The organism is Amycolatopsis taiwanensis DSM 45107, assembly GCF_000519205.1.
GTDB classification, from domain to species: domain Bacteria; phylum Actinomycetota; class Actinomycetes; order Mycobacteriales; family Pseudonocardiaceae; genus Amycolatopsis_E; species Amycolatopsis_E taiwanensis.
This window is the reverse complement of the sequence record NZ_JAFB01000005.1, coordinates 371,206-395,741: the sequence shown is the minus strand read 5'-3', so window position 1 is coordinate 395,741 and position 24,536 is coordinate 371,206. Positions and strand designations below refer to the sequence as shown.

At 67.4% G+C, this 24,536-nt stretch carries 24 protein-coding genes, 1 tRNA gene and 1 pseudogene; 14 read left to right on the top strand and 12 right to left on the bottom strand.

What is annotated here, in order from left to right; translation table 11 throughout:
- Positions 1–93 precede the first annotated feature (93 nt).
- On the top strand, positions 94–282 hold the full coding sequence (locus A3CU_RS0106805) for a hypothetical protein (protein WP_027941650.1): 189 nt from the start codon (positions 94–96) through the stop codon (positions 280–282).
- Here A3CU_RS0106805 and A3CU_RS0106800 read toward each other — a convergent pair.
- The gene (locus A3CU_RS0106800; protein ID WP_027941649.1) at positions 279–641 is read right to left on the bottom strand and encodes a winged helix-turn-helix domain-containing protein; all 363 of its coding nucleotides are present in this window, start codon (positions 639–641) and stop codon (positions 279–281) included. The two genes, A3CU_RS0106805 and A3CU_RS0106800, sit on opposite strands and share 4 nt — an antisense overlap.
- 141 nt (positions 642–782) lie before the next feature.
- Here A3CU_RS0106800 and A3CU_RS43710 point away from each other — a divergent pair, with 141 nt between their 5' ends.
- From A3CU_RS43710 to A3CU_RS0106760, 8 genes are all read left to right on the top strand, one after another.
- Positions 783–1,010 carry a hypothetical protein gene (locus tag A3CU_RS43710; RefSeq protein ID WP_052371501.1) on the top strand — a complete coding sequence of 76 codons (228 nt, stop codon included), beginning with the start codon at positions 783–785 and terminating at the stop codon, positions 1,008–1,010.
- Positions 1,011–1,101: 91 nt separating this feature from the next.
- Positions 1,102–1,908, top strand: coding sequence for a hypothetical protein (locus tag A3CU_RS0106790; RefSeq protein ID WP_027941648.1), 807 nt, complete (start codon positions 1,102–1,104; stop codon positions 1,906–1,908).
- A complete protein-coding gene (locus A3CU_RS0106785; RefSeq protein WP_027941647.1) occupies positions 1,908–4,112 on the top strand; it encodes an FtsK/SpoIIIE domain-containing protein in 2,205 nt (734 codons plus the stop codon). Before A3CU_RS0106790 ends, A3CU_RS0106785 begins: the two co-directional genes overlap by 1 nt.
- 141 nt (positions 4,113–4,253) lie before the next feature.
- A complete protein-coding gene (locus A3CU_RS0106780; protein WP_156960258.1) occupies positions 4,254–4,538 on the top strand; it encodes a hypothetical protein in 285 nt (94 codons plus the stop codon).
- A 40-nt stretch (positions 4,539–4,578) separates the two neighbouring features.
- Positions 4,579–5,091: a hypothetical protein gene (locus A3CU_RS0106775; RefSeq protein WP_027941645.1), complete on the top strand. Its 513-nt coding sequence runs from the start codon at positions 4,579–4,581 to the stop codon at positions 5,089–5,091.
- Positions 5,091–6,671 carry a DUF3631 domain-containing protein gene (locus A3CU_RS0106770; RefSeq protein WP_027941644.1) on the top strand — a complete coding sequence of 527 codons (1,581 nt, stop codon included), beginning with the start codon at positions 5,091–5,093 and terminating at the stop codon, positions 6,669–6,671. The genes A3CU_RS0106775 and A3CU_RS0106770 overlap by 1 nt, the downstream gene beginning before the upstream one ends.
- The gene (locus A3CU_RS0106765) at positions 6,668–6,901 is read left to right on the top strand and encodes a helix-turn-helix domain-containing protein (RefSeq protein ID WP_245616901.1); all 234 of its coding nucleotides are present in this window, start codon (positions 6,668–6,670) and stop codon (positions 6,899–6,901) included. The genes A3CU_RS0106770 and A3CU_RS0106765 overlap by 4 nt, the downstream gene beginning before the upstream one ends.
- Before the next feature lie 91 nt (positions 6,902–6,992).
- On the top strand, positions 6,993–8,057 hold the full coding sequence (locus tag A3CU_RS0106760; protein WP_245616900.1) for a tyrosine-type recombinase/integrase: 1,065 nt from the start codon (positions 6,993–6,995) through the stop codon (positions 8,055–8,057).
- 61 nt (positions 8,058–8,118) lie between these two features.
- On the opposite strand, the gene A3CU_RS0106755 is transcribed toward A3CU_RS0106760, so the two are convergent.
- From A3CU_RS0106755 to dnaA, 9 genes are all read right to left on the bottom strand, one after another.
- Positions 8,119–8,192: transfer RNA gene (locus tag A3CU_RS0106755), tRNA-Ile, on the bottom strand.
- 30 nt (positions 8,193–8,222) lie between these two features.
- Positions 8,223–8,924, bottom strand: coding sequence for a DUF3566 domain-containing protein (locus A3CU_RS0106750; protein WP_027941641.1), 702 nt, complete (start codon positions 8,922–8,924; stop codon positions 8,223–8,225).
- 90 nt (positions 8,925–9,014) lie between these two features.
- Entirely contained in the window at positions 9,015–11,528 is a 2,514-nt protein-coding gene (gene gyrA, locus A3CU_RS0106745; protein ID WP_027941640.1) for a DNA gyrase subunit A, read from the bottom strand.
- A gap of 45 nt (positions 11,529–11,573) precedes the next feature.
- Positions 11,574–13,541 carry a DNA topoisomerase (ATP-hydrolyzing) subunit B gene (gene gyrB / locus A3CU_RS0106740; protein WP_027941639.1) on the bottom strand — a complete coding sequence of 656 codons (1,968 nt, stop codon included), beginning with the start codon at positions 13,539–13,541 and terminating at the stop codon, positions 11,574–11,576.
- 242 nt (positions 13,542–13,783) lie between these two features.
- Positions 13,784–14,344, bottom strand: coding sequence for a DciA family protein (locus tag A3CU_RS0106735; RefSeq protein ID WP_052371500.1), 561 nt, complete (start codon positions 14,342–14,344; stop codon positions 13,784–13,786).
- 175 nt (positions 14,345–14,519) lie between these two features.
- Entirely contained in the window at positions 14,520–15,674 is a 1,155-nt protein-coding gene (recF, locus tag A3CU_RS0106730) for a DNA replication/repair protein RecF (RefSeq protein WP_027941637.1), read from the bottom strand.
- A gap of 3 nt (positions 15,675–15,677) precedes the next feature.
- Positions 15,678–16,619 (bottom strand): phosphogluconate dehydrogenase (NAD(+)-dependent, decarboxylating), encoded by a 942-nt coding sequence (gene gnd, locus A3CU_RS0106725; protein ID WP_342668896.1) that lies wholly within the window; start codon positions 16,617–16,619, stop codon positions 15,678–15,680.
- 7 nt (positions 16,620–16,626) lie between these two features.
- Entirely contained in the window at positions 16,627–17,760 is a 1,134-nt protein-coding gene (gene dnaN, locus A3CU_RS0106720; RefSeq protein ID WP_027941635.1) for a DNA polymerase III subunit beta, read from the bottom strand.
- 888 nt (positions 17,761–18,648) lie between these two features.
- A complete protein-coding gene (gene dnaA, locus A3CU_RS0106715; protein ID WP_027941634.1) occupies positions 18,649–20,259 on the bottom strand; it encodes a chromosomal replication initiator protein DnaA in 1,611 nt (536 codons plus the stop codon).
- A gap of 532 nt (positions 20,260–20,791) precedes the next feature.
- On the opposite strand from dnaA, the gene rpmH reads away from it, so the two are divergent.
- The 5 genes from rpmH to A3CU_RS0106695 all read left to right on the top strand — a co-directional run bounded on the left by rpmH (position 20,792) and on the right by A3CU_RS0106695 (position 23,458).
- Positions 20,792–20,935, top strand: a complete 144-nt coding sequence (gene rpmH / locus A3CU_RS0106710) for a 50S ribosomal protein L34 (protein ID WP_027941633.1) — start codon at positions 20,792–20,794, stop codon at positions 20,933–20,935.
- Between the two features lie 24 nt (positions 20,936–20,959).
- Positions 20,960–21,325, top strand: coding sequence for a ribonuclease P protein component (gene rnpA / locus A3CU_RS0106705; RefSeq protein ID WP_027941632.1), 366 nt, complete (start codon positions 20,960–20,962; stop codon positions 21,323–21,325).
- Complete coding sequence (gene yidD / locus A3CU_RS50905; RefSeq protein WP_084143109.1) at positions 21,322–21,627, top strand: membrane protein insertion efficiency factor YidD; 306 nt, start codon at positions 21,322–21,324, stop codon at positions 21,625–21,627. The genes rnpA and yidD overlap by 4 nt, the downstream gene beginning before the upstream one ends.
- A gap of 4 nt (positions 21,628–21,631) precedes the next feature.
- Complete coding sequence (gene yidC / locus A3CU_RS0106700) at positions 21,632–22,711, top strand: membrane protein insertase YidC (RefSeq protein ID WP_027941631.1); 1,080 nt, start codon at positions 21,632–21,634, stop codon at positions 22,709–22,711.
- A 201-nt stretch (positions 22,712–22,912) separates the two neighbouring features.
- Entirely contained in the window at positions 22,913–23,458 is a 546-nt protein-coding gene (locus A3CU_RS0106695) for a Jag family protein (protein ID WP_027941630.1), read from the top strand.
- 392 nt (positions 23,459–23,850) lie between these two features.
- Here the strand turns inward: A3CU_RS0106695 and A3CU_RS55550 are convergent.
- Both A3CU_RS55550 and A3CU_RS0106685 read right to left on the bottom strand, forming a co-directional pair.
- Positions 23,851–23,958, bottom strand: a pseudogene (locus tag A3CU_RS55550) (IS481 family transposase); the annotation flags it as partial.
- Positions 23,945–24,157, bottom strand: a complete 213-nt coding sequence (locus tag A3CU_RS0106685) for a hypothetical protein (RefSeq protein WP_156960257.1) — start codon at positions 24,155–24,157, stop codon at positions 23,945–23,947. The gene A3CU_RS0106685 and the pseudogene A3CU_RS55550, both read right to left, overlap by 14 nt.
- Between the last annotated feature and the right edge of the window lie 379 nt (positions 24,158–24,536).

Genomic DNA, 24,536 nt, shown 5'->3' with positions numbered 1-24,536 from the left:
TGCACCCCCCTTTGGGCGGTTTCCTTTGCCACATGAGCAACAGCAACCGATCGGAACCCCGTTTCCGGCAGGTCGAGGCGAAAGGAGACCGGAATGGCGAAGAGTCCCTACCCCGTGGTGAAGGCCGGTGGCGGGCTGCTGCCCAAAGTGATCGGCACGCTGGTGGTGATCGCGGTCGTCGTCCTGGTCATCAAGTACCCGGCCGACGCAGCCCGGTGGGTCCGCGGCGTGGGAACCGTGATCGACGGTTTGGTGGACTTCCTGCGCGCGTTGTTCGGCTAGGCGCGGCGGCCGAGCTTGGACAGCGCCACGGAGACGCGCTCGGCCAGTTCGGCAAGCTGGCGTTGCGTCTCGGCCACGGCTGTCTGAATCCCGAGCAGTTCGGTTCGAGCGTCGGCAAGCCGGTCGTCCGGAGTCTTGGTCGCCTCGTCGGGCGAGAGCACCACCGCCCGGCTCTTGTCCCTGATGTCCACCAGGCCCTCATTGGCGAGCAACCGCAGAGCATCGTTGGCCGTGTTGCGCGCCACGCTGAAGGTGCCGGCAAGGTCACGCGTGCTCGGCAGCTTGTCCCCCGGCTGATACGCCCCGGACAAGATGCGGTCCCGCAACTGGTCGGCGACCGCCTCTCGGCTTCCTGCCATTCGCTCCCCTTCCACTGCCCACGCCAGTCTAGCGCTGTCTTAGGCCAGAGCTTGACATCCTCAATCTGGCTGATCTACTGTCGCAGTCGCCAGATCTGGCCTAGGCCAGAATTCACCGAACACAGCCATGGAGATCCACTGATGGATGACCTCATCCCACCTCTCAGCTACGCCCCCGATGGTTTGTACGAGACGGACGTTGACGCCTTGATCGTCGAGTACTTCACGGCCCACGAGCCCGAGCCGTCGTCGGCCCTGGTCGATCGGGTCGCGGAGCACCGGCACGTGCGACGCGTGACCCGACAGACGATCAACGGCGCGCTGCGGTCGGGACTGGCCGGCACGGACGACGCCGACGCCGCCGCTTGAGTTCGCCCCGGCCCGGCGCACGGAACCGCCAAGAACCAGCCGCCGGACCGGGTTTCTCCCAACCACCATCAAGTACGTCAGGAGAACACCAATGGTAGGGCTGAACACGCCCAACACCACGAGGAGCGCCTATCCGCCCTCGGTCGAGGCGCTACTGCCCAAGGTTCGGGCCTGGGTCGCGGACCTGGGCGAGACGCCTTCGCGGAACCGGGTCATGGCCGAGTTCCGGGTGGGTGCGCCCAAGGCACGCGCCATCCTCGCCGCGCTGAACGACGACGCTGGCACCAAGCCAATGCGGACGCTGCACGCGGTCCCGGAGCCCACCACGGACGCGGACCCCGAACCCAACCCGAAGCCACGTTCGGGCACACCGTCCAAGCCGACGCAGTCCGATTCGGACGAGCAGGTCACAGCGGTTTCAGACTCGGGTACGGAACCAGCAGGGGCGCGACGGGTGAAGTCGTGGCCGTTGTTGCTGCTGGCGCTGCCCGCGTTCGTGGCGATCTGGGGCGGCTGGGTCGGTCTGGGCCGGTTGACCGGGTTCGGACCCATCCAACTGTTCCCGGGGATCTTCGACGGGGTGTCGATCAACTCGGCGATCACGTTGCCGATCGGGGTCGAAACCTACGCCGCGTTCGCGCTGCGGGTCTGGCTGTCCGGCACGACCCGCTCCGACCGGGCACGCAAGTTCGCGAAGTGGTCCGCGTTCGGCTCCCTCGCACTCGGCATGGCGGGCCAGGTCGCCTATCACCTGATGTCCGCCGCTGGCGTCACCCGCGCGCCGTGGCCGATCACCACGCTCGTGTCCTGCCTGCCCGTGATCGTGCTCGGCTGCGGCGCCGCTCTCGCGCACCTGCTCCACAACGCCGCCGACAACGGCCGGGAGGTGACCGACTGATGCGCACCACTCCCGAGGAATTCGGCGGTGAAGACGCCGAGTCCGGCAAGGTCATCGCCTTCCCCACCACCCCCGCCAGCGGCACGGCCACACCGACGCCGGAAGTCATTGACGCGGAGGTGGTCGACGAGACGGAGGAGCGCCCGCCGGCCGTTCCGGTCGACACCTCCGCCACCGACGGTGTCGGGTCATCCTGGCTGGACCGGTTGCGGACGCAGCAGCGTCAGCCGATCATCCCCGGCTACCTCAAGTCCGTGACGGAGGCCAAGAGCGCCGCCGTGTGGGTGGGCAAGCACTACGCCCACAAGACCGGCTATCACCTGGCGCGTTCCCCGCTGTATGCGTTGCGACTGGCCGTGCGGTCGCCGCGCGGGCTGCTGCTCCTGTTGGTCGCGACCGGCCGGTACGTGACCGATGCGGAAGGGCGTCCGGCCCGCGCGGAAACCGCAACCGCCGACAAGGCTGAGCTGTATCTGAAGCTGTCGCAGCAGCGGGACCGGCGCGTCGTGCTGCGCTGGTTTCAGCTTGGCCTGGTCGCCACGCTCGGCCTGGTCCTGATGCTGGTCCTGCCGAACGTGCTGCCAGAGTGGGTGATCTGGGCATGCGGTGTCCTGGCGGTCGCCCTGCTGGGCAAGCTCGGCTCTCCGAAGGACAACCCGGTCATCGGGTCCCGTGCGGTGGTGTCGGCAAAGGTGCAAAAGCTGACCAGTGAAAACGTGGTCCAGGCGCTCTCGGTGCTCGGCATTGCGGGGATCACTCAGGCGTTGGCCAAGAACCCGGACGCCATCGGGTTCACCGCACCCATCACCCGTGACGGCCCGGGGTGGCGTGCGGATGTCGATCTCCCGCCGGGGGTGACGGTAGGCGAGGTGATCGAGCGTCGCCCGAAACTCGCCTCCGCGCTGGGCCGCCCGCTGGGGTGCGTGTGGCCGGAAGGCAACGCCGAGATCCATCCCGGGCGAATGGTGCTGTGGGTGGGAGACGAGGACATGTCCAAGACGCGTCAACCAGCGTGGCCGCTGCGCAAGACCGGCACGGTCGACCTGTTCAAGGCGCAGCCGTTCGCCACCGACCAGCGCGGACGGTGGATGGACATCACCCTGATGTTCGTCTCCATGGTGATCGGCTCGATTCCGCGCATGGGCAAGACGTTCACCCTGCGAGAGTTGCTGCTGATCGCGGCCATGGACCCCCGAGCCGAGCTGCACTGCTACGACCTCAAGGGAACCGGTGACCTCTCGCCGCTTGCTCCGGTCTCGCACCGCTACCGCGCCGGGGAGGAGCCGGAGGACATCGCCTACGCCGTGGCCGACCTCCGCGCCTTGGCGGCCGAGCTGCGGCGGCGGGCAAAGGTGATCCGCGAGCTGCCAAAGGACCTGTGCCCGGAGAACAAGGTCACGCCCGAGTTGGCCAGCAAGAAGTCTCTCGGCCTGCACCCGATCGTGATCGGCGTGGACGAGTGCCAGAAGTGGTTCGAACACCCGGAGTACGGCGCGGAGATCGAGGAGATCTGCACCGACATCGTCAAGCGCGGCCCCGCACTGGGGTTCGTGATCATCCTGGCCACGCAACGGCCGGACGCCAAGAGCATCCCGACCGGGATCAACGACAACGCCGTCATCCGGTTCTGTCTCAAGGTGCGGGGACAACCGGCCAACGACATGGTGTTGGGCACCTCCGCCTACCGCAACGGCATCCGCGCGACCACGCTGTCCTTCCGAGACAAGGGGATCGGCATCCTGCTCGGCGAAGGAGACGAACCGCATATCACCCGCACCGTCTACATCGACGGCCCGGACGCCGAGCAACTCGCCGCGTGTGCCCGCACCGCGCGTCTCGCGGCGGGGCGGCTGACCGGCTACGCCGCCGGGCTCGATCTCACCCCCGAGGAAGACGCAGACAGCAGCACGCTGCTGGCGGACGTGCTCGCCGCGATCGGTGACCAGGAGAAGGCGTGGTCAGAAGCGATCGTGGACCGGTTGGCCGAGTTGCGCCCGGCCGTCTACGGGCCGTGGGCCGAGCTGCCGACCGGCAGCGCCAAGTCCACCCAGCTCTCCAGCGCGCTCAAGCCGTTCGGCATCACTACCAAGCAGGTTTGGGCCACCGACCCGGGCACCGGTAAGGGCGCTAACCGGATGGGCGTGAAGCGCGAATGGATTGCTGACGCTCTCACCGAGCGTGACCGCAAGCAGGGTCGCGGGTAGCCCCGATTTGGGCTCTAGGTCTAGAGCCTGCCGCCTCTAGACCTAGAGCCCTCCCTAGACACCCAAACAACCCCTGATCAGCGCCCTAGCACCTAGAGGCGCCTGGTCGACCACGCCCAAAACCGCCCCTGGAGGCACCCGGTGAACCCCCTCAACAGCCTGACCGCCCCGTTCATCATCGTCATGCTCTTTGTCGCTCTCGGTTACGTCTGGTCCTGCGCCGTCTACCCCTACAAGGCCTGCCGCGCCTGCCGGGGCGTGGGCTTCTTCCGGTCGCCGATCTTCCGTGCGATCCGGCTTTGCCGCCGCTGCGACGGCACCGGCCGCACGCTGCGCGCCGGGCGCCGCGTCTACAACGCCGCCGTGCGCACCCACCGCAGTTTGCGCGACCCCCGCAGGCGCAACCGCCGCGACGACAACCACTGACCCGCCACCACCCGCCCGTTTCGCTTTTCGAAGGTGATCAATGAACCCCGCACTGCTTGACCCCGAACGCCAGTTCCTTGGCTGCCTCATGCAGCTCCCGGCATCCCCGGCCCGGCGCGTGCTCGCCGGAATGCGGGCCGCCGACCTTGCCGACCCGACGGCCACGTTTGTGCTCCACCTGGCTATCCGTGCCGTCGCGCACGACCAGCCGCCCTCGCCCGCGGTGCTGTTCGAGCAGGCTCACGAGATCGCCGACCGGCCACGTGCCACCCGACTGCAACAAGTCGGCCTCTGGATCGCGAACGCCTACCAGGATGCGCCGGTCGCGCCCGAGCAGCACGCGGCCTACCTCAAAGCCGTGGTGCTCAAAGCCGCGTGGCGCCGCGCTGTCGCCGAACACGCACACCGGCTGCTTCAAGCCGTCGCCGAGTCACCCACTGACGAGCTACACGAGCTGGCCGACGACACCACGACGGCCGACGACCTGTGGACCCGCTACCAGACCGCTTCCCGACACAGCGGCATCTCGGCCCGGCTGGAGGTGGCCGCCTGATGCCCGAGATCAACGACACCGTCTCCGCGATCGACGCCGCCATCGGCGACGACCCGGCCGCCAACTGCTTGCAGTGCGGCCGCTCGCGCGGGGGCTCTCCCTCGCCGGATTTCTGCTCGGAGAACTGTCAGGGCATCTGGACAGCTCGGCAGTCGGGAGCCGCCAAGCAAGCCGAAGACCACGGCACCACGCCGAACCCCGAGCTACCCGAGGTGGCGCCGGTGCGGCCGCTGACCTGGCTCGGCCCGGCCCCGGCCGGCGCCTACCTCAAGCCCGGTCACGAGGTACTGGATGCGGTCGTGACGTTCGTGTCGCGGTTCTCCGCGTTCCCCAACGAACACTGCGCGCCAACACTCGCACTCTGGTACGCCCACACCCACATTGCGGACCGGCTGTATGTCACTCCCCGGCTCATCCTCGACTCAGCCGAGCCGGGCAGCGGCAAGACGCGGGTACTGGAGGTGGGTCAGTACCTGGTGGCCAAGCCGGAGATGACTATCAGCATCACCCCGGCCGCGATCTTCCGCATGCTCGTCGAGGGGCCGATCACGCTGCTGTTCGACGAGATCGACGCCGTGTTCAACCCCAAAACCGGCGGCAACAACGAAGACCTCCGCGCCCTGCTCAACGCCGGATACAAGCGGACGGCGACGGTGGCGCGGTGTGTCGGGGACGCCAAAAGCATGAACGTCACCCGCTTCCCCGTCTACGCCCCGGTGGCACTGGCCGGGATCGCCGGAGGCATGCCCGACACCATCACCACCCGCGCCATCACCATCCACATGCGCAAACGCCGCTACGACGAAACCGTCGAAGAGTTCATCGAACAGGACGTCGAGCGGGAAGCCGCGCCCCTACGCGGCGACCTGGAAACGTGGACCCGGCAAGTCGCCGACGAGATCGCCCACGCCCGCCCCGAACGACCGGACGGGGTCCGGGACCGGGCGGCCGAGATCTGGCGGCCACTGCTGGCCATCGCCGACGCAGCAGGCGGCCACTGGCCCGACACCGCCCGCAAAGCATGCCGCCACTTCGTGGTCGAAGCCGGACCCACGGCCGTCTCCCTCGGCGTTCTACTGCTCCGCGACATCCGGCACATCTTCACCACACGCAGCACCGACCGCATGATCACCGCCGAACTGCTCGGCGAACTGCACGGCATCGAAGACGGGCCATGGACCGACCTCCAGGGCAAGTCGCTGGACAACCGCCGACTGGCCAAGGAACTGGACCGCTACTCGGTCCGGCCCAAGGACGTCAAGGTCAACGGCAAAACGCTCAAGGGCTACCGGGTCGACGGAGACGGCGGACTGGCCGACGCCTGGTCCCGCTACCTCCCACCGCTCGAAACAGCCGCGACCTCCGCGACCACCGCGACCCCGCAGGTCAACACCCCTGCCGACCCGCAACCGGCCGCGCGACCATCCGCGACCACCGCGACCCACACCCACCACCCGGTCGCGGAAGTCGCGGACGGTCGCGGCACCCACAACCCGCCCGCACCCCCTCTGACCAGCACGGTCGCGGAGGTCGCGGCAGTCGCGGACGAAACACCCGACACCCCTGGGGAGGCACGATGACGAACGCGGTGCCCATGCCGGTCGCGGTGCCCGAACGGCACCTCTACCGGATCACCGAAGCCATGCGCCTGCTGTCCATGAGCCGTTCCTTCATCTACGAGCAAATTCGCGCCGGTCGGCTGCGCTCAGTCAAGCAGGGGCGTGCCCGGCTTATCCCAGCAACCGCCATCCAGGAGTACGTCCAACTGCTCATCAACGAATCGGAGGTCAGCCTTGACGAAACGGCGTAGCAGGGGTGAGGGTGGCATCCGGTGGTCCGAGAGGCGTCAACGGTGGATCGCTGAAATCACGGTCGGCTACACGCCAGCCGGAAAGCGCATCGTGCGGTCAGCAAGCCGCAAGGCCAAGACCGACGCTCAACGCGAGCTGAAGAACATGCTCCGTGATCTGGATGACGGCCTACCGTCTGAGGACCGTCGCTACACGGTCGGCCAAGCCGTCAAGGATTTCCTTGCCTACGGCCTGCCTCGCCGCTCAGATTCCACCATTGAAAAGCTGACGATCCTCGCAAACCAACACGTCATCCCGGCCCTGGGCGCGCGCAAAGCGCGTGAGCTGACTGCCGACGACGTGGACAAGTGGTTGGCCCAGAAGGCGAAGATCCTCTCGACGCGCACACTTCGCGACCTCCACTCCATCCTGCGGCGAGCCATCGCCAGGGCTCAGAAGCGCGACAAGGTGAAGCGGAACGTTGCACTGCTCTGTGAGATTCCAGAGGGCAGGCAAGGGCGGCCGTCGAAGTCGCTGACGGTCGAGCAGGCGGAAGCCATCCTGAAAGCGGCCGAGGGAACATCCATGCGCGCCTACGTCGTGGTGTCCCTCCTGACCGGCGCACGGACCGAAGAGATGCGCGCCCTCACCTGGTCGCGTGTCGATCTGGTCGGCAAGCCCAACGCGGACCCGCCGGTACCCCCACACATCATGGTGTGGCGATCGGTACGAGAGGGAGGCGACACGAAGACCCGGAAGTCTCGCCGGTCCCTGGCCCTACCTCAGCGGTGCATCGAGGCTCTCAAGGCACACAAGACGAAGCAGGCATTCGCGAGACGGCTTGCCGGAGACCGCTGGCAGGAGACCGACCTTGTGTTCTCGTCGGCGGTCGGGACAGAACTCGACGCGGCCAACGTCCGGCGCGCGTTTCGGAAGGTTGTCGAGAAAGCGGGACTCGCGGCCAAGGAGTGGACACCGCGTGAGCTGCGGCACAGCTTCGTGTCTCTGCTCTCCGACAACGGCATGCCCATCGAGCAGATTTCGCGGCTCATGGGTCACAACGGCACGGCCGTTACGGAGTTGGTCTACCGCCACCAACTGAGACCGATCGTGGAGCATGGCGCCGAGGCAATGGATCGGATCTTCGGCAGTCCAGACGACAACCAAGCAGCATAGTCAGGCAGTTAGTCAAGAAGGGCCGGTTTCCCACGCTTGGGAGACCGGCCCTGACCTGGTGTGGGCCCAGGAGGACTTGAACCTCCGACCTCTTCGTTATCAGCGAAGCGCTCTAACCGCCTGAGCTATGGGCCCTGGGAACGAGAGAAGACTACATGATGCCTTCTAGTCTCGTTCCGACAGGGTGACTTCCAGGCCGCCGGCCAGATCGGCGGACACGTTGTAGATGAACGCGCTCACCGTCGCCAGCGCCGAGAGCAGCACGATGTTGATCGCGCCGATGACCGCGGCGATGCCGAACACGCGACCGGCACTGATCAACGGGCCGGACGGCGCGTTGCCGCCCTCACCGGACACCAGGGACGAGAACGTGCCGTTCAGTTTGTCCCACACACCCATGCCGTCGAGCACGGTGTAGAGCACGCCGACCGCGACCAGCCAGATGAAGAACATCGCGGCACCAAGGACGAGCGAGAGCTTCAGCACCGACCAGGGGTCGATTCGCTTGACCTGAAGGCTGGCCCGGCGCGGCCCGCGGCCGGGGCGTCGCAGGGCGCTCGGCGTCGCGCGTCCCTTGGCGCCCGCGGTCGGCACGCTCACCTTTCCCAGCCCCCTCAAGCCAGACATCACCTCAGTCGGCGCCGACTCGGCCTGGTTTCCGAACAACCCGTGTGCCGCACTCTCGGTGACCGCGGGTTTACCGGCGCTCTTCTCCGAGTACAGCACATTTTCCGCACGCTCGTCCGGAGGCCACGCTTCGGACGCGGTTTCCGTGGTGCTGGTTGCCGCAGAGTCCTTGCTCAACCGCTGCCACGGCGGGTCCGCCTTGCCGGTACCGGGCCGTTCTGGGTCTTCCGGTGATGTCACCACTCAATCCTTACCGCGACCTTGCGCTGTCGAATGCCCGTCGCGGAGTACCCCGTCCGCGCGCATTCCTCACCTTTGGCTCGGGGGCCGCTACCCCTGTTCGCCGGTGTCCTCTCCGCCATTACCCTCGCCATTACCGACGTCCGAGGGCTCGTCGGCGTTGCGTGCCACGGCAAGCAAGGTGGTTCCCTCGCCGAGGTTCATCAACCGCACGCCCTTGGTCTGCCGGCCCGCCTTGCGCACCTGCTCGGCGGCGGTCCGGATGACACCCCCGCTCGATGTGATGGCGTAGAGCTCGTCGTCCACGTCGACGATGAGTGCTCCGACCAGCCTGCCACGCCGCTGGTCGTGCTGGATCGTCAGCACACCCTTGCCGCCGCGGCCCTGTACCGGGTAGTCCTCGATCGGGGTGCGCTTGGCGTATCCGCCGTCGGTGGCGACCAGCAGGAACTTACTGGGCTTGACCACGTTGAGCGCAAGCAGTTCGTCACCGTCGTTGAACCGCATGCCGAGCACACCCGAGGTTGCCCGTCCCATCGGCCGCAGCGTCTCGTCGGTGGCGTGGAAGCGGATCGACTGCCCCTCGGCGGAGACCAGCAGCAGGTCGTCCTCGGGCCCGGCGAGCACCGCGCCGACCAACTCGTCGCCTTCCCGCAGGTTGACCGCGATCAGGCCGCCGGACCGGTTCGAGTCGAAGTCGGTCAGCTTGGTCTTCTTCACCAGGCCGCGCTTGGTCGCGAGCACCAGGTACGGGGCGATCTCGTAGTTCGGGATCTCGATGACCTGGGCGATGGTCTCGTCGGGTTGGAAGGCCAGCAGGTTGGCCACGTGCTGGCCGCGCGCGCTGCGGTTGGCTTCGGGCAAGTCGTATGCCTTCGCCCGGTAGACACGGCCCTTGTTGGTGAAGAACAGGATCCAGTCGTGCGTGGAGCACACGAAGAAGTGCTGCACGATGTCGTCCTGCTTGAGCTGCGCGCCCTGCACGCCCTTGCCGCCGCGCTTCTGCGACCGGTACAGGTCCGTCTTGGTGCGCTTGGCGTAGCCGGTGCGGGTGATCGTGACGACGACGTCCTCGACCGCGATCAGGTCCTCGACCGAGACCTCGCCGTCGAACGGGATGATCTGGGTCCGCCGCTCGTCACCGAACTTCTCGACGATCTCGGTCAGCTCGTCCTTGACGATCTGCCGCTGCCGTTCCGGCTTGTCCAGGATGTCCTTCAGGTCGGCGATCTCGATCTCGATCTTCGCCAGCTCGTCGATGATCTTCTGACGTTCCAGCGCGGACAGCCGGCGCAGCTGCATGTCCAGGATCGCGGTGGCCTGGATCTCGTCGATCTCCAGCAGTTCCATCAGGCCGGTGCGCGCCTCGTCGACCGTCGACGACCGCCGGATCAGCGCGATGACCTCGTCGAGCATGTCCAGCGCCTTGACCAGGCCGCGCAGGATGTGGGCCCGCTCCTCCGCCTTGCGCAACCGGTACCGGGTGCGCCGGACGATGACCTCGATCTGGTGTTTGACGTAGTGCCGCACGATCTGGTCGAGCCGCAGCGTGCGTGGCACGCCGTCGACCAGGGCCAGCATGTTGACGCCGAAGTTGTACTGCAGCTGGGTGTGCTTGTAGAGGTTGTTCAGCACGACCTTGGCCACCGCGTCCCGCTTCAGCGTGACCACGATGCGCATGCCGCGTCGGCTGTTCGACTCGTCGGCGATGTCGCTGATGCCGGTGATCTTGCCGTCGCGCACCAGTGCCGCGATGTTCTCCACCAGGTTGTCCGGGTTGACCTGGTACGGCAGCTCGGTGACGACCAGGGTGCTGCGGCCCTTGATGTCCTCCTCCACCTCGACGACGGCGCGCATCCGGATCGACCCGCGACCCGTGCGGTATGCCTCCGCGATGCCCGAGGTGCCGAGGATGAGGCCCTTGGTGGGGAAGTCCGGCCCCTTGATCCGCTGCATCAACGCGGCGAGCATCTCGTCTTCACCGGCGTCCGGGTTGTCCAGCGCCCAGATCACGCCGTCGGCGACCTCGCGCAGGTTGTGCGGCGGGATGTTGGTGGCCATCCCCACCGCGATCCCCGAGGTCCCGTTGACCAGCAGGTTCGGGATGCGGCTTGGCAGGACGTCCGGTTCCTGCGTCCGGCCGTCGTAGTTGTCCGAGAAGTCGACGGTCTCCTCGTCGATCTCCCGCAGCATCTCCATCGCGAGCGGGTCGAGCCGGCACTCGGTGTACCGCATCGCGGCTGCCGGATCGTTGCCGGGCGAACCGAAGTTGCCCTGGCCGTCAATCAACGGATGACGCTGGGACCACGGCTGGGCCAGCCGCACCAGGGCGTCGTAGATCGCCGAGTCGCCGTGCGGGTGGTAGTTACCCATCACGTCGCCGACCACGCGGGAACACTTGTTGTATCCGCGGTCCGGCCGGAACCCCGAGTCGTACATCGAGTACAGCACGCGGCGGTGCACGGGCTTGAGCCCGTCGCGCACGTCCGGCAGCGCCCGCGACACGATCACACTCATCGCGTAGTTGATGTAGGAGCGCTGCATCTCCTGCTGGATGTCGACCGGCTCGGTGCGGTCGTGATCCGGTGGCAAGGTTTCCGTCATGGGGTCCTTCAAAAACGAGTCGACGAGGGTGTCTGGTCTTGGCGGTTAGACGTCGAGGAAGCGGACGTCCTTGGCGTTGCGGGTGATGAACGAGCGGCGAGCGTCGACGTCCTCGCCCATCAGCACGCTGAACAGCTCGTCCGCGGCGGCCGCGTCGTCCAGGGTGACCTGCAGCAGCAGCCGGCGGGCCGGGTCCATCGTGGTGTCCCACAGCTCTTCGGCGTTCATCTCGCCTAGGCCCTTGTAGCGCTGGATCGCGTCGTCCTTCGGCAGCTTGCGGCCAGCCTCGGCACCGGCGGCGATGAGCCCGTCGCGTTCGCGGTCCGAATAGGCGTACTCCGGGTCGGACCTGGGCCACTTGATCTTGTACAGCGGCGGCTGCGCGAGGTAGACGTGGCCGTGCTCGATCAGCGGGCGCATGAACCGGAACAGCAGCGTGAGCAGCAGCGTCCGGATGTGCTGGCCGTCCACGTCGGCGTCGGCCATCAGCACGATCTTGTGGTAGCGCAGCTTGGACAGGTCGAAGTCGTCGTGGATGCCGGTGCCCAGCGCGGTGATCAGCGACTGCACCTCGGTGTTCTTGAGCACCCGGTCGATCCGGGCCTTCTCCACGTTGATGATCTTTCCGCGGATCGGCAGGATCGCCTGGAACCGGCTCTCGCGCCCTTCCTTGGCGGAGCCGCCGGCCGAGTCGCCCTCGACGATGTAGAGCTCGCACTCCTCCGGGTTGGTGGACTGGCAGTCCTTGAGCTTGCCCGGCAGGCCACCGATGTCCAGTGCACCCTTGCGGCGCACCAGGTCCCGGGCCCGCCGTGCGGCCATCCGCGCCTGCGCACTGGAGACCGCCTTGTTGATGATCGTCTTGGCTTCGCCCGGGTTGCGCTCGAACCAGTCGGCCAGCCACTCGTTCGTCTTCGCCTGCACGAACGACTTCGCCTCGCTGTTGCCCAGCTTGGTCTTGGTCTGTCCCTCGAACTGCGGTTCGGCGAGTTTGATCGACACAATCGCGGCGAGGCCCTCGCGCACGTCCTCGCCGGAAAGGTTCTCGTCCTTCTCCTTGAGAAGTTTCTTGTCCCGCGCGTACACGTTGACCACCCGGGTCAGCGCGGCACGGAAGCCCTCCTCATGGGTCCCACCCTCATGGGTGTTGATCGTGTTGGCGAAGGTGTGCACCGACGGCGTGTACGAGGAGTTCCACTGCATCGCGACCTCGACCTCGAGGCCGTCGCCCTTGGCGTCGAACGAGATGACGCTCGGGTGGATCGGCTCCTTGCTGCCGTTGATGTGCTTGACGAAGTCCTCGAGTCCGCCCGGGTAGTAGTAGACGCGTTCCTTCACGCGGGCCTGCTGGCCGACGGCGTCCGTCTCGGCGTCTTCCTCCGTGACCCGCTCGTCTCGCAAGACGATGGACAGGCCCTTGTTGAGGAAGGCCATTTCCTGCAGCCGTCGCGCCACCGTCTCGGCGTTGTACGTGGTGGTCTCGAAGATGTCCGGGTCAGCCCAGAAGGTGGTGCTGGTGCCGGTCCGGTCGGTGGGGCCGACCTCGATCAGTTCGCCCGGCTCCGAGTGCTGATAGTGCTGCCGCCAGATCGTGCCGTCCCGGATGGTTTCCACGTCCAGAGCCGTGGACAGCGCATTCACCACCGACACACCGACGCCGTGCAGGCCACCGGAGACGGCGTAGCTCTCGCTGTCGAACTTGCCACCGGCATGCAGCACGGTGTGCACGATCTCCAGCGTGGACTTCTTGTGAACCGGGTGTTCCTCGACCGGGATGCCTCGGCCATCGTCGACCACCCGGACGCCGCCGTCGGCGAGCAGGGTCACCTCGACCTTGGTGGCGAAGCCGGCCATGGCCTCGTCGACCGAGTTGTCAACCACCTCTTGGATCAGGTGGTGCAGGCCGCGCTCACCGGTCGAACCGATGTACATGCCCGGACGCTTCCGGACCGCTTCGAGCCCCTCGAGTACCGTGATGGAGGACGCGTTGTAATCGTTCTGCTTGGCTGCCACAGGCCTGCTTTCTCCTCAGTCTCGCCCAAGGGATGCCCACTCGTTATCCATTGTACTTGCCCACCCTCGCTGGCATACGGCAAGGACACCCCTGATTCGGCCACAGAGCCACGAACTCGAACCCGGACGAGTGCCGGAATGGCTCTGCGCCATCCCGGCGCATCACGGCGCTCTCATCTCCGTCATCGCGAGCCTGGACGCCGATCGTCGGGAGGTATCGCGTTCGGCTCGCGACGGCGCCGTCAACCGTAGGTGTCGCGGGGCCCGCGACCAGGGATGTGCCGCGCGCCCTTCCGCCAGCTCGGCGCGGCGGGACCGTGGATCCGCATCCGCTTGACCACCCCGTGCCCCACCCCGGCGGCGATCTTGGTGAGCAACTGGCGCTGCAGGAGGCGAAGCTGGGTGGCCCACGCCGTGGAGCTCGCCTGCACGGTCAACTCGCCGTCCTTGAGCGTGATCGGCTGGGCGTGTTCGGCGACCTCGTCGCCGACCAGCAGCGCCCACTGGCCGAAGACCCGCCCGTTGCTCAGCCGGTCCGACCAGCCACGGTCCCGGGTCAGGCCGGCCATGAGACGGCCCAGCGGCTGCGGGTCGCGCGGATCGGTGCCCGGCCCGGACCACCGGCGCCGCCGCGGGTTCTGCCCGAACTCACCGGCCTTGCCGGGCTTGCGCCTGCCGGGTTCGACGCCGCGGGCCTGCGCCTTCGCGCGAACGGCGGCCAGTGCGGCCCGGGCAAGATCGCGTCCGGTACCGTTGTCCGCACCTTCTTCGTTCGGCCCAACCTGTTGATTACGTTCCGTCACAGGTGGTGCCTGTTCCGTCGAGTTATCCCCGGCCTGACGACCTTCGGATACCTCATTCGGCCTCTTGATCACCCGCGGCGATAACGCGTTCACCGTGTTATCCACACTATCCACAGAGTTGTCCCCAGATCGGTGGGTAACTTCTGTGGCGCCGGTCACGCCACGTGCGCGCTCGTCAGGCACGTCTTACCTCCCCGTCCGAGATCGTGAAGCGCGTGCCCGACAACTCGTCAGGCACGTCCTCGTCTACCGCGGCGGTCACCAGGACCTGTTCGGCCGCCGACGCGACCTCGGCGAGCCGAGACCGCCGTCGCTTGTCCAGTTCGGCGAACACGTCGTCGAGCAGCAACACGGGTTCACCGACCTCGCCGCGCAGCAGCTCGTAGGAGGCAAGACGCAGCGCGAGAGCGAAGGACCAGGACTCGCCGTGACTGGCGTATCCCTTGGCCGGTGCTTCACCGAGGATCAGCTCCAGCTCGTCGCGGTGCGGGCCGACCAGGCTCACGCCTCGTTCCAACTCGGCCTGCCGAGCCGCCGCCAACGCCTCCGACAGGATAGCCGCCAACTCCTCCGGATCGGCTCGTTTGCCGCCGGACATGCCGTATGCCGTGGGCAGTGCGTCGCCGAGACTCGACCGGTAGGAGACGTGCACCGGTCGCGAGTCCGGCGCGACCCCGGCATATGCCGCGGCCACGAACGGCGCCAGGTCGGCGACGAGGTCGAGCCGAGCGGCGAGCAACTGGGCGCCGGCGGCCGCCAGGTGGTTGTCCCAGACCTCGAGTGTGGACAGCGCGTACGGGTCGTCATGCCGCCCTTTTCGCTTGCCCGCCGTTTTGAGCAGGGCGTTGCGCTGCCGCAACACCCGCTCGTAGTCGGCACGCACTCCGGCGAATCTCGGGGCGCGCAGCACGAGCAGCTCGTCGAGGAACCGGCGTCGTTCGCCGGGGTCACCGCGGACCAGCGCCAGATCTTCCGGCGAGAACAGCACCGTGCGCAGGATGCCGAGCAGGTCGCGCGGCTTGCCCACCGCGCCCCGGTTGACCCGCGCCCGGTTCGCCTTGCCCGGGGTGATCTCCAGCTCGATGGTCAGCTCACGGTCGGAGTTGACCACGGCCGCGCGGATCAGTGCGCGCGTGCAGCCATGCCGGACCAGTGGCGCGTCGGTCGCGACCCGGTGTGATCCGAGCGTGGCCAGGTAGCCGATCGCCTCCAGCAGGTTGGTCTTGCCCCGGCCGTTGGGGCCGACCAGCACGGTGGGCCCCGGCGACAACGGCAGGGCGGCGTACTCCCATGAGCGGAAGTCGGTGACCTCGAGATGGCGGAGGTACAAGACCTACTGGCCGACCTTCTTGACGGCGTGCCCGCCGAACTGGTTGCGGAGCGCGGCGACCGCCCGCATCGCGGCGGAATCCTTCTGCCGGGAGGTGAAGCGGGCGAACAGGGCGGCCGAGATCACCGGCGCGGGCACCGCGTTGTTGATGGCCTCCTCCAGGGTCCACCGGCCCTCGCCGGAGTCCTCCACGTACCCCTCGAGATCGTCCAGGTCCGGATCCTCGTCCAGCGCCCGGACCAGCAGCTCGAGCAGCCAGGACCGGACCACGGTGCCCCGCTGCCAGCCCTTGATCACGGCCGGCACGTCCGTCACGACCTTCGAGGCTTCCAGCAGTTCGAAGCCTTCCGCGAAAGCCTGCATCACGCCGTACTCGATGCCGTTGTGGATCATCTTGGCGTAGTGACCGGCGCCCACCGAGCCCGCGTGTGAGAAGCCTTCCTCGCGTGGCCCGTCCGGGCGCAGCGTGTCGAAGATCGGCATGGCGCGCTCGACGTCCTCGGCCGCGCCACCGACCATCAGGCCGTATCCGTTCTCCTTGCCCCAGACGCCGCCCGAGACGCCACAGTCGAGGTAGCCGATCTTCTTCGCCGCGAGCACCTCGGAGTTGTGCTTGTCGTCGGTGAACTTGGAGTTCCCCCCGTCGATCACCAGGTCGCCCTCGGAGAGCAGTTCGCCGAGCTCGGCGATCGTCTCCCGGGTCGGTGTGCCGGCGGGCACCATCACCCACACCGTCCGCGGCGCTTGGAGTTTGGACACCATGTCGGCCAGCGAACTCGAGTCGCTGACGGCCTCGTTGCGGTCGTACCCGACCACTTCGTGCCCGGCGGCGCGCAGCCGCTCACGCATGTTGAAGCCCATCTTGCCGAGGCCGACCAGTCCCAGCTGAACCATCGAATTCCCCTTTTTCACGTGTCGCTGTTCGACGCCGGTGCTGCCCCCCATCTTCCACTCAGCCGGGAAGGCGCACCGGCATGAGCAGATAGAGGTAGCCGGGGATGACCTCACCCTGCTCGTCGGCCGGTTTGATCAGCGCGGGACGGTTCGGGGTGGTGAAGGTCAGTTCCGCTCGATCGGCGTGCAGCGCCCCGAGCCCGTCCACCAGGTAACCGGGGTTGAACGCGATCGTGACCGGCTCGCCTTCGTAGTCCACCCGCAACTCTTCCTCGGCGCTTCCCTCGTCGTCCCCACCGGCGGAAAGCCGGAGCGAACCCTCGCCGAACTCCAGCCGCACCTGGGTACCCCGCTCGGCGACCAGCGACACCCGCTTGATCGCCTCGACGAGCGGGGAAACCTCGATGACCGCTCGTGACGAGTACTGCGCGGGAAGCAGCTGGCGATACGGCGGGAACTCGGCATCGAGCAGCCTGGTGGTCGTGTAGCGGCCGGAACCGGAAAGACCGAGCAGCCCCTCGCCGCTGGCCAACCCGACCGACACCTTTCCGCCGCTGGACCCCAGCGTCTTGGCGGACTCGGCGAGCGTGCGCGCCGGCACTAGCACCGCGGCGTCGGCCAGGCCTTCGGCCGGCTCCCAGGCGAACTCGCGCATCGCCAGCCGGAAGCGGTCGGTCGCCACCAGGGTCAGCGAACTGCCCGAGATCTCCAGCCGCATCCCGGTGAGCATCGGCAGGGTGTCGTCCTTGCCGGCGGCGACCGCCACCTGGGTCACCGCCTGGCCGAACGCGTCGCCGGTCACCTCGCCGGCGAGCGTGGGCTGGGCCGGCAGCTGGGGATAGTCCTCGACGGGCATGGTCGGCAGGCTGAACCGGGCATTGCCGCAGTTGATCGACGCGCGGGCGCCGTCCACCGCGATCTCGACCGGTTGCGCGGGAAGTGACTTGGTGATGTCGGCGAGCAGGCGGCCGGACACGAGCAGTCGCCCGCCATCGGCGATGGTCGCCGGGACGCCGACCGTGGCCGAAACCTCGTAGTCGAACCCGGAGACGGTCAGTGCGTCGGTTGCGCCGTCCGAGCCGGCGTCGAGCAGAACACCACCGAGCACCGGTACCGGCGGCCTGGACGGCAGGCTCCTGGCCACCCACGCGACGGCGTCGGCCAATCCGTCGCGCTCGACGCGGATCTTCATGCGCTCATCCCTTCGACAGCCGAGCCCTGAAAGCTCGTGAAGATCGAAAACGCCCCTGGAGGACACGCCGGACGCGCCGGCCAGGGATCTCGTAGGTGTGGTGGGCCCGGCGCCGGTGTCGCCAGCGGCGTACGGGCTGCGGTGTGGATACCCACGTTAGAACGTGACGCCGCCCGCCCGCACGCGGGGCCAGGCTGGAGACAAGTCGACATATCGGCTTGTCTCGTCGATCTGTCCCCATCTCCACAGCCGCCTGTTTTCCGTAAGGAACTTCTAAGACCACAAACAAAGGCAGTGACAGTAATAGGGGCTGTGAGTTGTGTGGACAACCGATGTCGTCGCAGGTCTGCGCGCGCGGCGGGATGTGGATATCCCGGGGTCGAACCCGTGGATGGTTCGAGGCGGTCCGTGGATAGATTTCGCGGGTCCCGAATCCGTCCACAATCGCCCCCGGTTGTCCACAAGATCATCCACAGATTGTGGGGTTGGTTGTCCTCAGACGCGGTTGAACATGAGTCCGCCCGGTCGAGCGATCGACGTTCTCGCTCCGGCGGATGGCTGTTACCGGGATCACAGAAACTCGTGGCGTGCGCGTCCCTCCGCGACACCTCAACGGCCTGGCACTGATACGCCTTCCGGCGCAAGGAGGATCGTGCCGCGGCAGAACGGATTTGGCCTTACCAAAGGGAAAGCGGTCCCTGCTTGGAGGCACGCTGACGGTGGCCGCCTCGCCGCCCAGGCGACGATTTTCCGGCTGGGTAAGGGGAATTGCGGCCCGGCAGGGAAGTGTCCTGTGTGGAACTCGGCCGGCCATTGGGATCAGGCGCTCACTGGGCGCACAGCCGGCCGTCTTCGCCGCCTCTGCGGGCAAGCGAGATCAGCGGGAGTTCACTGCCGTGCGCGCTGCTTGATCCGGGAGGTGAGCTCCTGGACCTGATCGTAGATTCGCCGCCGCTCGGCCATCTGCTTACGGATCTTCTTGTCGGCGTACATCACCGTCGTGTGGTCGCGGCCGCCGAAGGTCTGACCGATCTTGGGCAGCGACATGTCGGTGAGTTCGCGGCACAGATACATCGCGATCTGCCGCGCGGTCGCCAGCGCCTTGGTCTTTCCCGGGCCACACAGGTCGTCGATCGTGACGTCGAAGAACTCGGCAGTGGCCGCCATGATCACGGCCGCGCTGATCTCCGGGGCCTGCGAGTCGGGGACCAGATCTCGGAGCACGATCTCGGCCAGGCCGACATCCACCGGCTGCTGGTTCAGCGACGCGAAGGCGGTTACCCGGATGAGCGCGCCCTCCAGCTCGCGGATGTTCGCCTCGACCCGGGAGGCGATGAACTCGAGCACGTCGCCCGGCACCGCCAAGCGGTCCTGCGCCGCTTTCTTGCGCAGGATCGCGATCCGGGTCTCCAGTTCGGGCGGCTGGATGTCGGTGATCAGCCCCCACTCGAACCGCGTGCGCAGGCGGTCCTCCAGCGTTTCCAGCCGCTTGGGCGGCCGGTCTGAGGAGACCACGATCTGCTTGTTCGCGTTGTGGAGCGTGTTGAAGGTGTGGAAGAACTCCTCCTGGGTGCCTTCCTTGCCCTCCAAAAACTGGATGTCGTCGACGAGCAGGATGTCGATGTCGCGGTAGCGGCGCTGGAAGGCCACCTTGCGGTCGTCGCGGAGCGAGTTGATGAAGTCGTTGGTGAACTCTTCGGTCGAGACGTAGCGCACCCGCATGCCGGGGAACAGCCGCTGGGCATAGTGCCCCACCGCGTGCAGCAGGTGGGTCTTGCCCAACCCGGACTCGCCCCAGATGAACAACGGGTTGTACGCGCGTGCCGGCGCCTCCGCGACCGCGAAGGCGGCCGCGTGCGCGAAGCGATTGGACTCCCCGGTGACAAAGGTGTCGAAGTTGTACTTCTCGTTCAGCCGGGTCTTCGACGTTTGCGGCTGGGCCGGCGCGGTGTAGGGCTGGCCGACGGCCGGCTGACCGGCGAACATCGGCCAGATCTCGTGGGCCGCCGCCAGCTCCTCGCCGTCTTCGTCGAAGTCGTCGTCCAGCACGGACGGCGCCGTCGGCTCGGGCGGTTCGGCGCGAACATGCCGGATCGGCGGGAGCCGCGCGGTGTCGATCGGCGGCATCGCGGGCGGCATCGCAGGTGGCATGGCGGGCGGTACCTCGGGCGGCACGTTGCGGACCCGAACTGGGGGCGGTGGCGAGTAGGCCGGCGGGCTCGCGGGCACCGCCACCTCGGCGGTGTCGACCTTGACCGCCAGTGAGATCGGCCGGCCGAGGCGGCGGGACAACGCGTGGGTGATGGGGTCCCGCAGCGCGCGCTCGATGGCCTCCTTGGCGAAGTCGCTCGGCGCGGCGAGCAGGGCGGTGCCGTCGAGCAGGCCGATCGGACGGGTGACCCTCATCCAGGCCCGCTGCTGCGGGGAAAGCGTGCCGTCCGACAGTTCCCGGACCACCTGGTCCCATACGACAGCCAGATTCATCTGGTGTTCGGACACCGCTTTCGCTCCCCTCCCCTCGTCGCCCGGACAAACCCTCGAAGTCACCCTCGCCGGTTGCCCGCTTACCCCGCGGGGGGACGACACCGGCCTCCGTGGTCACACCGCGCAGCGGATATCCACAGAGTTGTCCACAACTGTGCACTAATGTACGGCGACTCACCGCAACTGGCGTCCGCGGGTGCAACCTGGGCCGGTCAGCGCCTCCACACTGCTGACGGCGACGCCAACCCTCCACCGGGTCAGCAGGTGTCCTCGCGGCTGGAGGCGCCACGCTAACAATCCGCAAGGCGTCTCACAAGTAGCCGGGGCCGCAAGGATTCCATGCGCGCCGGACGCGCCGCCACCCGGTCCCCGTCATGGTCAACCGGGGGGTGCCTTTCGCCCCGGTTCCGCCGGTGCGTACTCTCGTAAGGTCTCCCGCTTGCAGCGGGCATCTTCGTATGTCCGCACTTCGCATGGCCTGCGGGCCGACACCAGACCTGACGGCGGCCCGGTGCCGCCGGGTACGTCGAGACCAGGAGAAGCAGTCGTGAGCAAGGGTAAGCGCACTTTCCAGCCGAACAACCGCCGCCGCGCCCGCACGCATGGGTTCCGGCTGCGCATGCGCACCCGCGCCGGCCGGGCGATCCTCGCGGCCCGTCGTCGCAAGGGCCGCGAGAAGCTGTCCGCCTGATAGCGCCACACCGGCAGGCGTGCCGTGCTGCCCCCCGCCGCCCGTGTGCGGCGTGCCGAGGACTTCCGCGAGGTGATGCGCAAGGGAGCCCGCGCGGGGCGGCGGCGCCTTGTCGTGCATGCGGTGACCTCATCGGAGAAGTCGACCGTGCGGGCAGGTTTTGTGGTGAGTAAGGCCGTCGGTAACTCGGTTGTCCGGCATCGGGTCACCCGGCGGCTGCGGCACCTGGTCGCCGCCCGCCTCGGAACCCTGCCGCCGGGCGCTACGTTGGTGGTAAGGGCACTACCGCCCGCAGCCACCGCGTCCAGCGCCGACCTCGGCGCGGATCTCGACGGAGCCTTGAAGCGGTTGAGCCTGCTCTCGAAGCCGGATGATGGGCCAGCGGTGTGAACGACTCCACGACCTCTACTGACCAGGCCACCCGAGCCGGGCCGATCGCCTGGCTCCTGCTGCAACCACTGAAGTTCTACCGCAGGTTCATCTCTCCCTACCTCCCGCCAAGCTGCCGGTTCTATCCGAGTTGCAGCACGTACGCGGTTGAGGCACTGACCCGATTCGGCGCTGCGCGAGGCTCGTATCTCGCCGCGCGCCGGCTTTTGCGCTGCGGTCCATGGACTCCCCCCGGCCGCGACCCGGTGCCCGAGAGCTTCTCCTGGCGCCACACCGGACCTGGCATGTCAACCGAGGAGTAGCTCAGTGCTCGACTTCATCTACTACCCTGTGTCCTTCATCCTGTGGTGTTGGCACAAGGTCTTCGGCTTCGTCCTAGGCGACAACAACGCCATCTCCTGGATCCTCGCGATCATGTTCCTGACCTTCACGGTCCGCGGCATCATGTTCAAGCCGTTCGTGAAGCAGGTCCGGTCGATGAAGAAGATGCAGGAGTTCGCGCCGGAACTGAAGAAGATCCAGAAGAAGTACGCGAACGACCGGCAGCGCCAAGCCGCGGAGATGCAGAAGCTCCAGCGTGAGCACGGGGTGAACCCGCTCGGCAGCTGCCTGCCGATGCTGCTCCAGATCCCCGTCTTCATCGGCCTGAACTGGGTGCTCCGCGCCTTCAGCATCCCTCCCAAGGATGGCGGGCCGAAGACCAACAACTACTTCTTCGACCAGGCGGGCGTCGACTCGTACGTCAACGCGAAGCTCTTCGGCGTCAACATCGGTGACGCCATCCACCACACCTCGATGCTGGGTGGGGTCGACAGCGGCTGGAACTGGCACGTGGCTCCGGTGGCCATCCCGCTGATGATCCTGGCGAGCGTCCTGACTCACCTGACCGCCCGACACTCGACGGCCCGCCAGGACCCGTCCGCGGCGACGCCGCAGACGGCGATGATGCAGAAGCTGACGATGTACATCTTCCCGCTGGGTGTGCTCGTCTTCGGTGCGTTCTTCCCGATCGGGTTGCTCGTCTACTGGCTGTCGAACAACGGCTGGACGCTGATGCAGCAGCGGCTGGTCTACAACAAGATCGACAAGGAAGAAGAAAAGAAGAAGGCCGAGGCCAAGGAGAAGCGCGACGCGCTCGCCCCCAAACCCGGCGCGAAGCCGAAGCCGGGCCAGAAGCCGGTTCAGCAGCGCACGGCCGGTGAATCCGAGCAGGTCGCCGCCCAGAACACGTCGTCGAACGGCAAGTCGGACACCAAGGCAGGTTCGCCGCACCGGTTCGCCCAGCAGCCGGCTCGCCCGCAGAACGGCGCATCGAAGCAGCGGAAGAAACCGGGGTCGGGTGGCAAGAGTTCCGGGCAGAAGGGCTCCGGGCAGAAGCGCCGTTGACGATGGCCAGGCCCGGCGAGACCGCTGGAAGCAACGAGGCGGACGACATGACCACTGAGCGCGCCTCGGCATCCGTGGCCCCCGCCCCCGCGGCGGCGGGGAGCCCATCGTGCGAAGCCGCGGAATTTGCTTATCAGTCGCACTCCCGGTGACGCGAAGGTGATCGCGCGCGGGCGGCGACGAACACGAGAGGAGAAGGGTATGTCGGAGACGGTCGAAGCGGTCGAACCCGAGCAGGACGAGAACGGGGCGGCGCAGGCCGCGGGACCCACCGGCTCGTCGACAGCCGATCTGCTGGTGCGCGAGGGCGATATCGCCGGGGACTACCTGGAGCGCCTGCTGGACCTGCTGGACTACGACGGCGATATCGACCTGGACGTGGAGGCCGGCCGGGCGGTGGTGAGCATCGACGGCGGCGAGGATCTGGAGAAGCTGGTCGGCAACCGAGGCCAGGTGCTCGAGTCGCTCCAGGAACTGACCCGGCTCGCGGTGCAGCAGGAGACCGGTACCCGTAGCCGCCTCATGCTGGACATCGCGGGCTGGCGCGCCGGGCGCCGGGAAGAGCTTCGGGAACTCGGCCGGTCCACCGCCGAAACGGTGCTGTCCACCGGGGAGAAGGTTCGTCTCCAGCCGATGACTCCGTTCGAACGCAAGGTGGTCCACGACGCGGTCGCGGCGGTCGACGGTGTGCACAGCGAAAGCGAGGGCGAGGAGCCCAAGCGTCGCGTGGTGGTACTGCCCGACTGACGGATCGAAGAAGTCTCGACGGCCCACCGGATTTTCCGGTGGGCCTTTTTGATGTACCTGGCTGTGACGCTCGGGGAGCTTGATAGGTGGCTGGTCTCCGCCAGCGCTATGGGGTCGGTGGTGACTGTGGAAGTGGAGCGGGAGGGCTTCGCGGCCTTCGGTCTCTGAGTGATAGGTCCGGGCGTAGGCCAGGGTGCGGTGGACGCGTCTATTGCCGTTGCTTGGTGGGCGGTAGGGGTGGGTGCGTTTGAGAGTGATGCCGAGTTCGGTGCAGGCGTCGCGCCAGGCGAACGATGTGTAGGCGGCCAGTCGTGGTGTGTAGGCCGGCGAGCGCTGGCCGGTTCGGGCCGAGGTCGCGGCTTGATACCGGGGGCCTGTTGCTGGCCCTTGGAAGCGGTGTTCGTCCCCGTTGGGGATGTGCCGAATCTGGTGACGTCGATGTGGATCAACGAGCCAGGGCGACTGTGCTCGTAGTGGAACAACGGTTCACCGGTGATCCGGCGCGGGCACGCCGATCTGCGGCCATGCACCGAAGAAGCCGCGGGATCGCTTCGGGGCGTTGATGTGGCTGATCCAGGTGATGCGGCCGATGCGGCGCCGCACCAGCACACCGCAGGCACCGTCGATGCGGGCACACCGAGACGGCCGGCGATCGGCACCGGCCCTGACCGCAGCCGCCATCACAACCGCACGACTCACGCCCGCCAGACCTTCGGCGCGGTAGCGCTCGGCCCACTTGCGTGGCCGGCTTGGGTGCAACCACGAACATCTTCGCCGCCTACGCACCACAACCGCGAGAACCTCCCCGGGCATCACCGCTAGCACGGGCGATTCTTAAGACGGAAGGCCCATTCAGCCGAGAAGGATCGAGCCGTCGAGTTGAGCACAGGAGCCGGGTTGCTCGTATCGGCCACGGTGATCGCAGTCGCCCTGCGCAACACGTGCTCTCTGTGGGAGGGATCGATGAATTCCGGCGAGTGCTGCGGCGGGAGTGGCGGCCGGTCGACGTGGGCCCGAGGAGGTCGTGCTCCCTGGGCTCGAAGTGTCGACCCCGACACCTTCCGAGGCGACTGTTTCA